The organism is Mesorhizobium sp. NZP2298 (assembly GCF_013170825.1).
In the GTDB taxonomy this organism is placed as follows: Bacteria; Pseudomonadota; Alphaproteobacteria; order Rhizobiales; family Rhizobiaceae; genus Mesorhizobium.
The window spans coordinates 1,454,448-1,467,093 of the sequence record NZ_CP033365.1; the positions used below are offsets into that span (position 1 = coordinate 1,454,448).

Annotated in this window: 14 protein-coding genes; 10 read left to right on the forward strand and 4 right to left on the reverse strand. The window is 63.1% G+C overall.

The features are described from left to right. Nucleotides 1-9: 9 nt before the first annotated feature. Complete coding sequence (locus tag EB231_RS07025; RefSeq protein WP_010911954.1) at nt 10-213, reverse strand: YdcH family protein; 204 nt, start codon at nt 211-213, stop codon at nt 10-12. 239 nt (nt 214-452) lie between these two features. Here EB231_RS07025 and EB231_RS07030 point away from each other — a divergent pair, with 239 nt between their 5' ends. The 6 genes from EB231_RS07030 to EB231_RS07055 all read left to right on the forward strand — a co-directional run bounded on the left by EB231_RS07030 (nt 453) and on the right by EB231_RS07055 (nt 5,290). Then, nucleotides 453-632, forward strand: coding sequence for a YdcH family protein (locus EB231_RS07030; protein WP_010911953.1), 180 nt, complete (start codon nt 453-455; stop codon nt 630-632). Between the two features lie 318 nt (nt 633-950). Next, nucleotides 951-2,204 (forward strand): flavodoxin-dependent (E)-4-hydroxy-3-methylbut-2-enyl-diphosphate synthase, encoded by a 1,254-nt coding sequence (gene ispG, locus EB231_RS07035; RefSeq protein WP_172348191.1) that lies wholly within the window; start codon nt 951-953, stop codon nt 2,202-2,204. Between the two features lie 5 nt (nt 2,205-2,209). Next, nucleotides 2,210-3,064: a lytic transglycosylase domain-containing protein gene (locus tag EB231_RS07040; RefSeq protein WP_172348192.1), complete on the forward strand. Its 855-nt coding sequence runs from the start codon at nt 2,210-2,212 to the stop codon at nt 3,062-3,064. 38 nt (nt 3,065-3,102) lie between these two features. After that, nucleotides 3,103-3,654: a chloramphenicol phosphotransferase CPT family protein gene (locus EB231_RS07045; RefSeq protein ID WP_172352831.1), complete on the forward strand. Its 552-nt coding sequence runs from the start codon at nt 3,103-3,105 to the stop codon at nt 3,652-3,654. A gap of 54 nt (nt 3,655-3,708) precedes the next feature. Continuing rightward, on the forward strand, nt 3,709-4,461 hold the full coding sequence (locus tag EB231_RS07050; protein ID WP_172348193.1) for a Stf0 family sulfotransferase: 753 nt from the start codon (nt 3,709-3,711) through the stop codon (nt 4,459-4,461). A gap of 88 nt (nt 4,462-4,549) precedes the next feature. Then, complete coding sequence (locus EB231_RS07055; RefSeq protein WP_172348194.1) at nt 4,550-5,290, forward strand: class I SAM-dependent methyltransferase; 741 nt, start codon at nt 4,550-4,552, stop codon at nt 5,288-5,290. Nucleotides 5,291-5,314: 24 nt separating this feature from the next. Here EB231_RS07055 and EB231_RS07060 read toward each other — a convergent pair whose 3' ends face one another. The 3 genes from EB231_RS07060 to EB231_RS07070 all read right to left on the reverse strand — a co-directional run bounded on the left by EB231_RS07060 (nt 5,315) and on the right by EB231_RS07070 (nt 9,491). Then, nucleotides 5,315-7,651, reverse strand: coding sequence for a response regulator (locus EB231_RS07060; protein ID WP_172348195.1), 2,337 nt, complete (start codon nt 7,649-7,651; stop codon nt 5,315-5,317). A gap of 113 nt (nt 7,652-7,764) precedes the next feature. Beyond that, nucleotides 7,765-8,520, reverse strand: a complete 756-nt coding sequence (locus tag EB231_RS07065) for an SDR family oxidoreductase (protein WP_172348196.1) — start codon at nt 8,518-8,520, stop codon at nt 7,765-7,767. 53 nt (nt 8,521-8,573) lie between these two features. Next, nucleotides 8,574-9,491, reverse strand: a complete 918-nt coding sequence (locus tag EB231_RS07070; protein ID WP_172348197.1) for a polyprenyl synthetase family protein — start codon at nt 9,489-9,491, stop codon at nt 8,574-8,576. A 222-nt stretch (nt 9,492-9,713) separates the two neighbouring features. Here EB231_RS07070 and EB231_RS07075 point away from each other — a divergent pair, with 222 nt between their 5' ends. The 4 genes from EB231_RS07075 (at nt 9,714) to EB231_RS07090 (ending at nt 12,582) form a co-directional block, all read left to right on the forward strand. Further along, a complete protein-coding gene (locus EB231_RS07075; protein ID WP_172348198.1) occupies nt 9,714-10,475 on the forward strand; it encodes a biosynthetic peptidoglycan transglycosylase in 762 nt (253 codons plus the stop codon). 199 nt (nt 10,476-10,674) lie between these two features. Then, nucleotides 10,675-10,857, forward strand: a complete 183-nt coding sequence (gene rpmF, locus EB231_RS07080) for a 50S ribosomal protein L32 (protein WP_008834724.1) — start codon at nt 10,675-10,677, stop codon at nt 10,855-10,857. Nucleotides 10,858-11,227: 370 nt separating this feature from the next. Then, complete coding sequence (locus EB231_RS07085) at nt 11,228-11,722, forward strand: Lrp/AsnC family transcriptional regulator (protein WP_064989902.1); 495 nt, start codon at nt 11,228-11,230, stop codon at nt 11,720-11,722. Nucleotides 11,723-11,724: 2 nt separating this feature from the next. Next, nucleotides 11,725-12,582 (forward strand): transporter substrate-binding domain-containing protein, encoded by an 858-nt coding sequence (locus EB231_RS07090; RefSeq protein WP_172348199.1) that lies wholly within the window; start codon nt 11,725-11,727, stop codon nt 12,580-12,582. Nucleotides 12,583-12,646 lie beyond the last annotated feature (64 nt).

A 12,646-nucleotide genomic window follows, 5' to 3' on the forward strand; every position in this document is an offset into this window, starting at 1 on the left:
GCCCGCGGCTCAAGCGATGATGTCGGGAATGATCTTGTCTTCCAGCTTCATCAGCCGGTCCTTCAGCGCCAGCTTCTTCTTTTTCATGCGCTGGATCTGCAGCGGGTCGCAATTGGTGGCGATCATCGCGTTGATCGCCGCGTCGAAATCGGCGTGTTCCTGCTTCAGCCGGGAAAATTCGAGGCGAATATCGGCCTGTTCCTGATCGGACATTCTCTACCGTCTGCACGTCTGCGGCGCCCAAAACTGGGCCTGATTGGGCGGGGGCGGCAATTTCTGCCACCGGCGCGCAGCCAATATCACATTTCACATTGCCGTGGAATGCTACCACGCAGCATTCGACATCGTTGTCGGAAGGTGGCAAAGTGTCATTGTGCCGTCACAGAAGCGACCTGCGGTGGACGCGCCTTTGGCGGCTGCAATCGAGGAAACCATGAAAGGGAGAACCAATCATGTCTCTTGCATCCCATCTTGATGAGTTGCAGCGGAAACACGGCGACATCGAACGCGAAATCGATGACGCGATGAACCACCCGTCGGTGGACGACCTCGAAATCGTGAATCTCAAGCGACGCAAGCTGGCACTCAAGGATGCGATTGAGAAACTGAAAGCGCAACCGACCACGCATTGATGCCCGACTGACGTAGCCGCCACTATGCGGTCTTCCTTGCCGGCGGCAACCGCCGCCGGTGCAGGTGGTTTGATTTTCAACACTACGTCATAAGCCGCAGCTAATATCCTTCCGGTCACCGTTTTACGCCTCGGCCACCGCTGGATCGTGCCCTGTTTGGGCGCAGGCGGGGGTCAATTGCGGCCAGTGGCGACCTGTCGCCATTGACAAGCCATCTTTGCTCCTCCACCTCATGCCCGGACTTCAGCGCATCGGCCCCGGGGAGTGCTTGTGCGTCCGAGCGGACGTACGGGGCTTCAGAGACAAAAGGCTGCCGGCATGACCGGATATTTTTCCTTTCCCTTCCCTCGCCGCACCTCGGTCGGCGTCGATGTCGGCGGCGTGGTCGTCGGCGGCGGCGCCCCGGTTGTCGTGCAGTCGATGACCAACACCGACACCGCCGATATCGACCAGACGGTCGCGCAGGTTGCCGCACTGCACCGCGCCGGTTCCGAGATCGTGCGCATCACCGTCGACCGCGACGAGAGCGCCGCCGCCGTGCCGCGCATTCATGAGCGGCTTCTGCGGCTCGGCATCAATGTGCCGCTGGTCGGGGACTTCCACTATATCGGCCACAAGCTGCTCGCCGATCACCCGGCCTGCGCCGAGGCACTGGCCAAATACCGCATCAATCCAGGCAATGTCGGCTTCAAGGACAAGAAGGACCGGCAGTTTACCGATATCGTCGAGATGGCGATCAAGCACGACAAGCCGGTGCGCATCGGCGTCAATTGGGGCTCGCTCGACCAGGAACTGCTGACCCGACTGATGGATGACAATCAGGACAAGGGTTTTCCGCTGACGGCGCAGGAGGTGACGCGCGAGGCGATCGTGCAGTCGGCGATCCTGTCGGCCGAGATGGCCGAAGAGATCGGCCTGGGCCGCGACAAGATCATCCTGTCCGCCAAGGTCAGCGGCGTGCAGGACCTGATCGCCGTCTATACGGAACTCGCCACCCGCTCCGACCATGCGCTGCATCTCGGCCTCACCGAGGCCGGCATGGGTTCGAAAGGCATCGTCGCCTCGTCGGCGGCGATGGGCATCCTCTTGCAGCAAGGCATTGGCGACACCATCCGCATCTCGCTGACGCCCGAGCCGAATGGCGACCGCACGCGCGAGGTGCAGGTGTCGCAGGAATTGCTGCAGACGATGGGCTTCCGGCAGTTCGTGCCGATCGTCGCCGCTTGCCCTGGCTGCGGCCGCACGACATCCACCGTGTTCCAGGAACTCGCCCAGAACATCCAGGCGGATCTGCGCAAGAACATGCCGGTGTGGCGCGAAAAATATCCGGGTGTCGAGAACCTCAAGGTCGCGGTGATGGGCTGCATCGTCAACGGCCCTGGCGAATCCAAGCATGCCGATATCGGCATTTCGCTGCCCGGCACCGGCGAGACGCCGACGGCGCCTGTCTTCGTCGACGGCAAGAAGGCGGCGACGCTCCGCGGGCCAGCGATCGCGGCGGATTTCGAGAAAATGGTCGCCGACTACATCGAGCAACGGTTCGGTCGCAGCGGCAAGGCCGCGGCAGAGTAGGCCAGATGCGGCGTTTCCCCCGGGCGGCGCTGATTGTCCTGTGCAGTGTGGCTTGGTCGACGCTTGCCCAGGCCGATCCGCCGCAATCGGCCAAGCAGCGGCTGATCGACAAGGTCTGCAATTTGATCCAGGCCCATGCCGACCAGAACGGCCTGCCCCGGGATTTCTTCGCCCGGCTGATCTGGAAGGAAAGCCGTTTCGACCCCAGCGCCGTCAGTCCCGTCGGCGCCGAGGGCATCGCCCAGTTCATGCCGGGCACCGCCAAGATGCGAGGGCTCGAAAATTCCTTCGACATCAACCAGGCGATCCCGGCCTCGGCGAAGTATCTCGCCGAAATGAAGACCAGCTACGGCAATCTTGGCCTGGCCGCCGCCGCCTACAATGCCGGCGAAAGCCGGGTGTCGCGCTGGCTGGGTTCGGGCGGTTTCCTGCCGATGGAGACCGAGAGCTATGTCTTCGACATCATGGGCGAGCCGGTCGACAAGTTCACCGACCCCGCCTATGCCGGGCAGGTCGCGCCGCTCGACGCCAAGACGGATTTTGCCGTCGCCTGCCGCAAGCTGCCGGTGATCATGTCCCAGACCGTGGCGATGGCCTCGATCAACGTTAAACCATGGGGCATCCAGGTGGCCGGCAATTTCCGCCGCAGTGCCGCAATCAGCCAGTGGCTGCGGGTGAGGAGCCGTTTTCCGGCTCTGCTTGCCGGTCATGATCCGGTGGTGAGCCGGGTGCGTACGCCGATCGGCCGGCGCGGCATCTACGCGGTCAGGATCGGAATCGACGACCGCGCCGCCGCCAATGTCATCTGCCAAAAACTGCAGAGCGTCGGCGGGGCCTGCGTGGTGGTGCGCAACCGTTAAGGGCTGAAGCCGGCTCAATGCTTGAAAGAGAATCGAACGTGAAAGCCAGGATCGTCCTGCTCAATGGCGTCGGCAGTGCCGGCAAAAGCTCGATCGCCAAGGCGTTGCAGACAATAACCGCCGAACCGTTCCTGCATGTCCAGATGGACACCTTCATCGAGATGCTGCCCGATGCCTTGCAGGACCATGCTGGCGGCTTTTCCTACGAGACCATCCGGCAAGGCGGCCAGCCCTCGGTCGTGATCAGGACCGGACCGACGGGAGCGCGTGCCCTGCGCGGCATGCGCCACGCCGTCGCCGCCATGGCCGTGCAAGGCAACAACCTGATCGTCGACGATGTGCTGTGCAATGGCGAAATGCCTGAATATGTCGAACTGTTGTCGGCCTTCAATCTCCATCGGGTTGGCGTCATGGCGCCCCTGGAGGTCCTGGAAGCCCGCGAAGCCCAGAGGGCCGACAGGCGGCCGGGCCTGGCGCGATGGCAATATGGGCGCGTGCACGCGGGCATAGTCTACGATCTCGAGGTCGACACCAGCCATCTCACCCCGCTGGAATGCGCCCGTCGCATCCAGCAACAATTTCGACTATAGGCGGCGATGGATCGGCCGGGTTTGCCCTGCCTGCGAAACGACAAGGGCAACGGAATGTTCGACGCCTACATTATCTGCGGCACGCCGAGAACCGGCAGCACGTTGCTGTGCAAGCTCCTGGCATCCACCGGGACATCAGGCGATCCGCACTCATTCTATCGGCGGCAAGACGTGCCGGAGTGGGCCGAGGAGTGGGGACTGCCCGGCCGCGACACGATGGGCGAGCTTGAATTCAATGTTGCCTATCTCGATGCGGCCATCACCGCCGGCAAGGGCGGCACCGCGATTTTCGGCCTGCGCCTGATGCGCGAAAACCTGGATGAACTTTCGGCGATCCTCGACCGGATTTTCCCAGGGCTGGCCTCGGACACGGCGCGTTTCGAAAGAGCTTTTGGCCGCGTTCTCTACATACATCTGTCGCGGGAGAACAAGCTCGCGCAGGCGGTCTCGCTGATCAAGGCACAGCAGACCGGCCTTTGGCACATCGCGCCTGACGGCACCGAGATCGAAAGGGTCGCACCGGCGCAAGACCTCCAATACAATTTCGAGCGGATCAAAGAACAGCTTGGCGAACTTGAATCCTATGACGCGGCCTGGAACATTTGGTTCACGGCGCAAGGCATAACGCCGCTGCGGGTTGGCTATGAGCATCTGTCCGCCGATCCGGCGGCGGCGTTGCTGGGCATTTGCGAGGCCCTCGGCGTTCAGCCTCCGAATGCCGACGAGATCCGGCCGGGCGTCGCAAAGCTCGCCGACGAGACAAGCCTCGACTGGATGCGCCGCTTTCGTCTGGACGCGGCCAGCTGAGTATAGAAGGCCGAGCAGGCGCAAACGTCATCGGCGGCGTGGATTGTGCCTGTCGGGTATGGCAAGCATTTGGGCTATAGGCGGCGACATGACCGATTTGATCTACAATGATCCCGACTTCGTTCAGTTCTACGACATCGAGAATCAGGATGGCCGCTCCGATTTCGACTATTGCATCCGTCTTGCGCGGGATGGCGGCTCGGTCCTCGATCTTGGTTGCGGCACCGGTCAACTGGCAGCCGACTTGGCCGAAAGGTGCAGCGTCACCGGTGTCGATCCCGCATCGGCCATGCTCGATGTCGCGCGGCGCAGAGCCGGCGGTGACAAGGTCGACTGGGTTGTTGCCGACGCGCGAACGGTGCGGCTTGGAAGACGGTTCGATCTGGTGCTGCTGACCGGTCACGTGTTCCAGGTTTTCCTGACAGAGGCGGATCAGCGGGTGGTGCTGCGCACCATCGCTGAACATCTCGCTCCCGGTGGGCGCTTTATCTTCGACACGCGAAATCCCGCCGTGGAGGCGTGGCTGGAATGGACGCCGCAGCGCTCCGAACGGATGGTGGAGCATCCCAGCCTTGGCACCGTCAGGGCCTGGTATGATGCCGACTGTGATGCCGCCACTGGGGTGGTCACCTATTCGACCTTTTATGAAATTCCGGGCGGCAGACCGATTCTGGGCGCTGAATCGAAAATCGCGTTTCCGAAAAAGCAGGATCTCGCCGGGATGCTGGGCGAGACCGGCCTGCTGGTGGAGCAATGGCTCGGCGACTGGCAGGGCGAACCCTATGCGGACACCTCTGCGGAAATCATCCCGATCGGTCGGCTGCGCTGATCCGGCAGCCCAGCCGGATACACCTCAGGCCGTCTTGGCCATCACCGTTTCGCTGAGCCATGTGCCGATCTTGGCGCCGAGGCGGTCTGGCGAGACCGGCTTCGGCAGATAGTCGTCCATACCGGCCTCGATACATTTGTCGCGATCGCCCTTCAGCGCGTGCGCGGTGACGCCGACGATCGGGATATGGCCGCCCGACGCGGCCTCGATCGCCCGGATGGCGCGGGTTGCCTCGTAGCCGTTCATCTCGGGCATCGAGACGTCCATCAGGATCAGTTTCGGATGCAGCGACCGGTACATCTCGACCGCCGTGCGGCCATTGCCGGCGATGCGATAGCTCAGACCGAGCCCGTTGAGGATCTGGCCGAACACCAGTTGGTTCACCTCATTGTCCTCGGCGATGAGGATGTCGATCGGGCCGTTCGGCGTGGTGGTCGATTCCGATACTGTCATGGCCGGCACGGCTGGGCCACGGATCACCGTGAAGGCAGGCGGAGCCGCCTGCGGCGTCTGGACCGGCTCGCGAACGAAATGCGCCTTGCCGGCCTGCGAGCGGGCCTTCTGGATAACCGAGATGACCGTGCCGAGCAGGATCGCCGAGCGTGCCGGCTTGGTCAGATGCGCCGATATGCCGAACTCGATGATCATCTTGCCGAAATCGACCTGGTCGACGGAGGTCAGGATAACGATCGGGATGGCGGACAGCCGGCTGTCGGCGGCGATGGCTCGGGCGACATCGGCGCCATTCATGCCGGGCATCTGGTAGTCGAGGATGATGCAGTCGACGCTGGCACCCAACTGGCAGGCGCGATCGAGGAAGGCGAGCCCCACGGCGCCGCTTTCGGCTGCCGCGCAGTCGAAGCTCCAGCTTCTGAGCTGCTCGAGCAGGATCTCGCGGTTGACCGGGTTGTCGTCGATGACCAGCACGCGCGCGCCGGTGACGTCGACCGGCACGACCGCGTCGCGCGCCTCGGCGTGATGCACGGGCAGCGGCACCGCGAACCAGAAGACGGAACCGCGCCCGATCTCGCTCTCGACGCCGATCTTGCCGGCCATCAGGTCGACGAGGCGCGCGGCGATGGCAAGCCCCAGGCCGGTGCCTTCGTGACGGCGGGTCGAGGATCCGTCGACCTGGGCGAATTTCTCGAACACGTTCTGCAGTTTCTCGGCCGGGATGCCGATGCCGGTATCCTCGACGCGCAGCTTGAGGTGGACAACATCGTTGACGGTCTCGCCGCCGACATCGATCAGCACATGGCCCTTCTCGGTGAACTTCACCGCATTGCCGACCATATTGGTGACGATCTGCCGGAACCGGCCGGCGTCGCCGACGACATGGGCCGGCAGGCGCGGATCGACGCGCACGATCAGTTCGAGGTTCTTTTCGGCGACACGTGCCGAAACCAGCGTCGCCACATCCTCGACCGCTTCGGAGAGACGGAACGGGGCAGGGTCCAGGGTGAGCTGTCCGGCATTGATCTTGGAGAAATCGAGGATGTCATTGATGATGGTGAGCAGCGCATTGCCCGATTTGACGATGACGTCGGTGAAGGTCTTCTGGCGCGCGGTCAATTCGGTCTTGGCCAGCAATTCGGCCATGCCGAGCACGCCGTTCATCGGTGTGCGGATCTCGTGGCTCATATTGGCCAGGAATTCGGACTTGGCGCGGTCGGCGGCTTCGGCCTTGAACAGGGATTCGGCCGATTGGGCAAAGGCGCGGCGGATCGCCTGCTCCATCGGCCGGAAGATCCAGAAGGCGACGATGGCCAGGACGCCGAACAACAGGCCGCTCGCCCACAGCAGCAGCCGGTCGCTGGAAGCGTCGGCCAGATGGCGCTCGTCATCCATCGCGGTGCGGACACGCACCAGCATCGGCTGGACAAACAGGTCGTTCTGGTTGCGGATTTCCCGGTAGCTCCATTCATCGGCTTTTTGCGCCACCGACATCAGGTTGAGGTTGCGCACCATGTCGCGCGGCGACCAGAACAGATCGCCGTTGACGGAAGAGGCTTCGAGTTCGTTGATGGTCTTGGCCGACAGGCGCGGACGTATCGCGGCGAGCTGGGCGGTCAGTGTGTCGATCTCGCGGGTCAGGCGTTCGGAATGGTCACGCGCCGAAGCGGTCAGCGCATCGCGCGTTTCGTTGCGCCAGGCAGACCCTGTCGTCTCGGCGAAGCTGGTCGCGTTGCGCAGGTCGCGGGTGAAGACGACGAGGTTGCTGCTCAGCGCATCGATGTCATGGCGGAAGGAATTGACACGGTCGAGCGCAATCATGATGGCCATGGAAGCCAGCGCGAAAATCAGCAGTCCTGAAAGGTAGCGGATCCGGACAGACCGGATGAAGGAAGAATATTCCGGCATGCGCAACCCCAACACATACGCATTATTTTAACGATCGGGATTACGCTTCATTTACATTAAGATTCCGTTCGCGCGGACGGCGCGATTGCTCTTGCATAGGGCGTCGCGACGGATCAGATCGATGCGGTGATGCCGCCGTCGACATAAAGGATATGACCGTTGACAAAGGACGAGGCATCGGAGGCCAGGAACACGCAGGCCCCGACCAGTTCCTCGACCTTGCCCCAGCGGCCGGCCGGCGTGCGCTTCTCAAGCCAGGCGCTGAAGGCAGGATCGGCGACGAGGGCCGCATTGAGCGGCGTATCGAAATAGCCGGGTGCGATGGCGTTGCATTGCAGGCCGTGTTTGGCCCAGTCGGTCGCCATGCCCTTGGTCAGGTTGCCGACCGCGCCTTTCGTCGCCGTGTAGGGCGCGATGCCGGGGCGGGCGAGTGCTGTCTGCACACTGGCGATGTTGATGATCTTGCCGCGGCCTCGCCTGATCATGTGGCGTGCGACCGCCTGACCGACATGGAAGACGCTGGCGACATTGGTCTGCAGCATGCGCTCGAACGCATCGGCGGGGAAATCCTCAAGCGGCGTGCGGAACTGCATCCCGGCATTGTTGACCAATATGTCGATCGGCCCGCCAGACAGTTCGAAATTGTCAATCGCCGAGCGGACCGCGTCATGATCGGTCGCGTCGAAGGCGAGCGTTTCCGCCCCAGGGATCTGCGCCGCCGCCGCGCCGAGTTTCGCGGCGTCACGGCCGTTGAGGATCACGCTCGCGCCGGCTTGCGCCAAGCCCTTGGCCAGAGCGAGCCCGATGCCTTGCGACGAGCCGGTTACGAGCGCCCGGCGCCCGCTGAGGTCGAACAGATTGGACGACATCGAAGCTGATCTCCCATTTGCCTCTCGCCACGCCGCCGATATCGGACCTGCCGTCAGCTGTTGCGCGTCGCGACGAAGGTCGCGGCTTCCTTCAGCAGCGCCGCCTTGTCGCCATAGGGGTCGAGCAGCGCGTGCGCCTGGCCAACAAGGCCATGCAACTGGCTGCGCGCCCAGTGCACACCATGCAGCGCCACCAGGGTTGCCTTGCCGGCGGCGGCGTCCTTGCCGGTCGCCTTGCCCATCTGGCTGGCGTCGGCCGTCAAATCGAGCAGGTCGTCGGCAAGCTGGAAGGCGAGGCCGATCGCCGAGCCGAATTCGGCGAGCCGTTCCCGATCCTCTGCCGGCGCGCCGGCGATGATGGCACCCGCCTCGCAGGCGAAGCGGATCAGCGCGCCGGTCTTCATCGCCTGCAGCCTTATGATACCGGTCTCGTCGGGCGGCGTCTGTTCGGCTTCGAGGTCGAGCTTCTGGCCGCCGACCATGCCGCCGGCACCGGCGGCGCGGGCAAGCGCCAGCACCAGGGCGGCCCGCCGCTCGGCCGGCAACACGGTCGCCTCACCGGCGATGATGTCGAAGGCCAGCGTCAGCAAGGCGTCGCCGGCCAGGATGGCGGTCGCCTCGTCGAAGGCCTTGTGCACGGTCGGCTGGCCGCGGCGCAGATCATCGTCGTCCATCGCCGGCAAATCGTCATGGATCAACGAATAGCAATGCACGCATTCGAGTGCGGCGGCGACGCGCTGCGCCGCCTCGCCATCGGCGGAAAACAAGGCCGCACTTTCCATGACCAGGAAGGGACGAAGGCGCTTGCCGCCGTTCAGCACGCCATGGCGCATCGCCGCCATCAGACGATCGGGCCGCGCGATCTCGCCCGAAAGCGGACGGTCGTCGAGCAACCGCCGCAGCAGCACCTCGATGGCGGCTGCCCGCCGGATAAGCGCCATTTCGAACGCCATTTCGTCGTCATTCGTCATGGCCGGGAGCGGTAGCCGACACTCAGACGTTGCGCAAGAAGGCAAGCGCCATTATGCCGGAGCAGTAAGAGCCCGTTTGGAAACTCTCCTCCTGCGGTCATCTGAAGGCGTTTTCCGCGCTTCCGGTGCTTGCGTACTCGAATGTACGCTCCGGTCCGGTTCTCGAAAACACCGTCATATGATGCACGGGAGCGAGTTTCAAAACGATCTCTCTGGCACGGGTTGGGCGGCTTGGCGGAACCGATCGTCGATCATGAAACCGAAAAGCTGGACATGGCGACGAGATCGCGCGGCGTGAACCGCCGCAGTCTCAGGCGCTGGGTCCGGCGCGGCCTCATCGCGGCCGCCGTGCTGGCGCTGATCCCGACAGTGCTGACCTTTCTTTACCTGCCGTCCTTCGTGCATCCGGTGTCGACGTTGATGCTGAAGGATCTGGCGACCTTCTCCGGCTATGACCGGCGCTGGGTGTCGATCGACGATGTCGCGCCGGTGCTGGCCCATTCCGTCATCATGTCGGAGGACGGGCAGTTCTGCTTCCACCGCGGCGTCGATCTCGGCGAACTCAGAGGGGTCGTCGACGATGCGCTGGCCGGCGAGGCGACGCGCGGCGCCTCGACCATCACCATGCAGACGGTGAAGAACCTGTTCCTGTGGTCGAGGCCGCTGGGTTCGGTGCGCAAGGTCGTCGAACTGCCGCTGGCCGTCTATTTCGACGCGGTGATGTCGAAACGGCGGATCATGGAGATCTACCTCAACATCGCCGAATGGGGCCCCGGCATCTATGGCATCGAGGCGGCGGCGCAGCACCATTTCGGCATTCCGGCAAAACAGCTGTCCAGACGGCAGGCGGCGCTTCTGGCCGTCACGCTGCCCAATCCGATCGCCCGCAATCCGGCGAAGCCCGGGCCGGGTTTGAGACGGCTCGCCAATCTGATCGAGCGCAGGGCTGGCCGCTCTGGCGCGTATGTCGGCTGTCTCGAGTAGGGTATATCGATGTTCAGGTGATGCCGGCTTGACCTGAACCTCAATACGCCCCAGCCTGGCCGGCTCAAAAAAATTCACTGTAGTGCTGGCCAAAACAGTGTCAGGCGTGTATAGGCACCCAACTTTCTCAGATTTAGGCCCCGACATGGCCCTTTCACGAGGGCGGGCGGGGCTTTTGACCATGTAGTGGAGCATATCCATGGCCGTTCCGAAACGCAAAACCTCTCCGTCCAAGCGCGGCATGCGCCGCTCGGCCGACGCCCTCAAGGCCCCGACCTATGTCGAGGACAAGAATTCCGGCGAGATGCGCCGCCCGCACCATATCGACCTGAAGACCGGCATGTATCGCGGTCGCCAGGTGCTGACCCCCAAGGAAAGCTGATACCAGCTCTTTTTGAAGGTTTGAGTTACAAAGGACCGGCCTCTGGCCGGTCTTTTTGCGTTTGGCGGAACTTAACAAGCAAGGTCGACGCCCGGGCCACCGTCCCCACTCCAGGATACCGACAAGCTCTTGAGGCTGTCTCCGACGGGGGCTGTGCCCAAGCGCGTCGGACACCCGCGCGCCGCGCGACCCTCCCTGGCTGACGTCCATCGACGCGACTTCCCTCAACACCAGGCCCAGCTTCCAGCATCTCATCCGTCCATCGACAGGCCTTCTTTCGATGTTTTTCGGCATGGGTGGGATTGTCAATGACGGTTTCTTATGCAATTTTCAAAATAATAGTCGGAAATCGACATCAGTGGGGAATTACATGTGGGATTTCGTCAGCACGAGTGATCTCGACGACACCGAACAGGCGGTGCTTTCCCAACTCAAGGTCGACGGGCGGATGTCGAGCGTCGATATCGCCAAGCGCATCGGCGTCACCGAAGCGACGGTGCGGCGGAAGATGGCGCGCGTGCTCGAGGATCCGGATATCTGCATCCAGGCGGTCGTGCGCCCCCTGCGCAGCGATGTCGGCATTGCCGCCATCGTCGGGTTCGATGTCGATCGCGAGCACATCATCAGCGTCGCCCGGAAACTGTCGGAATATTCGTTCGTCGACAGCGTCTACGCCATGACCGGGCCGTTCGACATCATCATCCAACTCACTTTGCCATCAACGACCAGCTTGCATGACTTCCTGGTCAGCGAACTGGCGAACGTTCCCGGGATCAAGGATTCCGAGAGCTACATGATCGGCCGCGTGTTCAAGCACTCCGGCCGGGCCTACCAGCGCAGCAAAACCGAAGAAAAAAGAGGGTAACAATGGGTGAGTTCCTTTCCGCATCGCGCCGCCGCGTCCTGTCTCTGCTCGCCGCCGCGCCGCTCTTCCTGTCCTTCGCATCCGCCGCTCATGCCGACGGGCTTGTCGACCAGATCAAGCAGCGCGGCACCATCGTGGTCGGTACCGAGGCCGCCTTCGAGCCGTTCGAGTTCGTCCGCGACGGCCAGATCGTCGGCTACAACAAGGATATTCTCGACTATGTGGTGAGCCAGCTCGGCGTGAAGCTCGACCAGCTCAACCTGCCGTTCCAAGGGCTGCTGCCGGGCCTGCTGGCGAAGAAGTTCGACCTGATGGCCACCTCGACCGGCATCAATGCCGAGCGGGCGGCGAAATATGCCTACACGAGGCCGACGGGCTCGTTCGAGAATGTCATCGTGGTGCGCGCCGATGAGGAGCGCATCAAGAAGCCGGAAGACATCAACGGCATGGTGGTGGCGACGCAGCTTGCCTCGTCCGTGCAGCCGATCATCGAAGCCTATGACAAGGAACTCAAGGACAAGGGCGGCAAGGGTGTCGGCGAACTGAAGCTGTTCACCTCCTTCCCCGAGACCCACGTTGCTCTCGCTTCCGGCCAGGTCGATGCCATTGTCATTGCCTCGCCTTCGGCGGCGGTGCTGATGAAGAACGTTCCCGACACCTACAAGGTCGTCGGCTCGATCGGCGAATTCTCCTACCTGTCCTGGGTCGTTCGGCCGGAGGACAAGGATCTGCGCGAATTCATCAACACCAAGATCGGCGAGCTGAAGGACAGCGGCAAGCTGAAGGAGCTGCAGCTGAAATGGTTCGGCTTCGAGATGAAGACGCCAGACCAGGGCTATCTGCCGCCCGGCGCGCTCTGAACCGTTTCTCCTGAACTTGTCTGGCGTGGCGTGGGCGATGCGCTGCCGCAGCTATCGCCCGCGC

Coding starts and splice junctions, on each gene's coding strand:
- EB231_RS07025 (WP_010911954.1), bottom strand. CDS start 213: ATGTCCGATCAGGAACAGGCCGATATTCGCCTCGAATTTTCCCGGCTG.
- EB231_RS07030 (WP_010911953.1), top strand. CDS start 453: ATGTCTCTTGCATCCCATCTTGATGAGTTGCAGCGGAAACACGGCGAC.
- ispG (WP_172348191.1), top strand. CDS start 951: ATGACCGGATATTTTTCCTTTCCCTTCCCTCGCCGCACCTCGGTCGGC.
- EB231_RS07040 (WP_172348192.1), top strand. CDS start 2,210: ATGCGGCGTTTCCCCCGGGCGGCGCTGATTGTCCTGTGCAGTGTGGCT.
- EB231_RS07050 (WP_172348193.1), top strand. CDS start 3,709: ATGTTCGACGCCTACATTATCTGCGGCACGCCGAGAACCGGCAGCACG.
- EB231_RS07055 (WP_172348194.1), top strand. CDS start 4,550: ATGACCGATTTGATCTACAATGATCCCGACTTCGTTCAGTTCTACGAC.
- EB231_RS07060 (WP_172348195.1), bottom strand. CDS start 7,651: ATGCCGGAATATTCTTCCTTCATCCGGTCTGTCCGGATCCGCTACCTT.
- EB231_RS07065 (WP_172348196.1), bottom strand. CDS start 8,520: ATGTCGTCCAATCTGTTCGACCTCAGCGGGCGCCGGGCGCTCGTAACC.
- EB231_RS07070 (WP_172348197.1), bottom strand. CDS start 9,491: ATGACGAATGACGACGAAATGGCGTTCGAAATGGCGCTTATCCGGCGG.
- rpmF (WP_008834724.1), top strand. CDS start 10,675: ATGGCCGTTCCGAAACGCAAAACCTCTCCGTCCAAGCGCGGCATGCGC.
- EB231_RS07085 (WP_064989902.1), top strand. CDS start 11,228: ATGTGGGATTTCGTCAGCACGAGTGATCTCGACGACACCGAACAGGCG.
- EB231_RS07090 (WP_172348199.1), top strand. CDS start 11,725: ATGGGTGAGTTCCTTTCCGCATCGCGCCGCCGCGTCCTGTCTCTGCTC.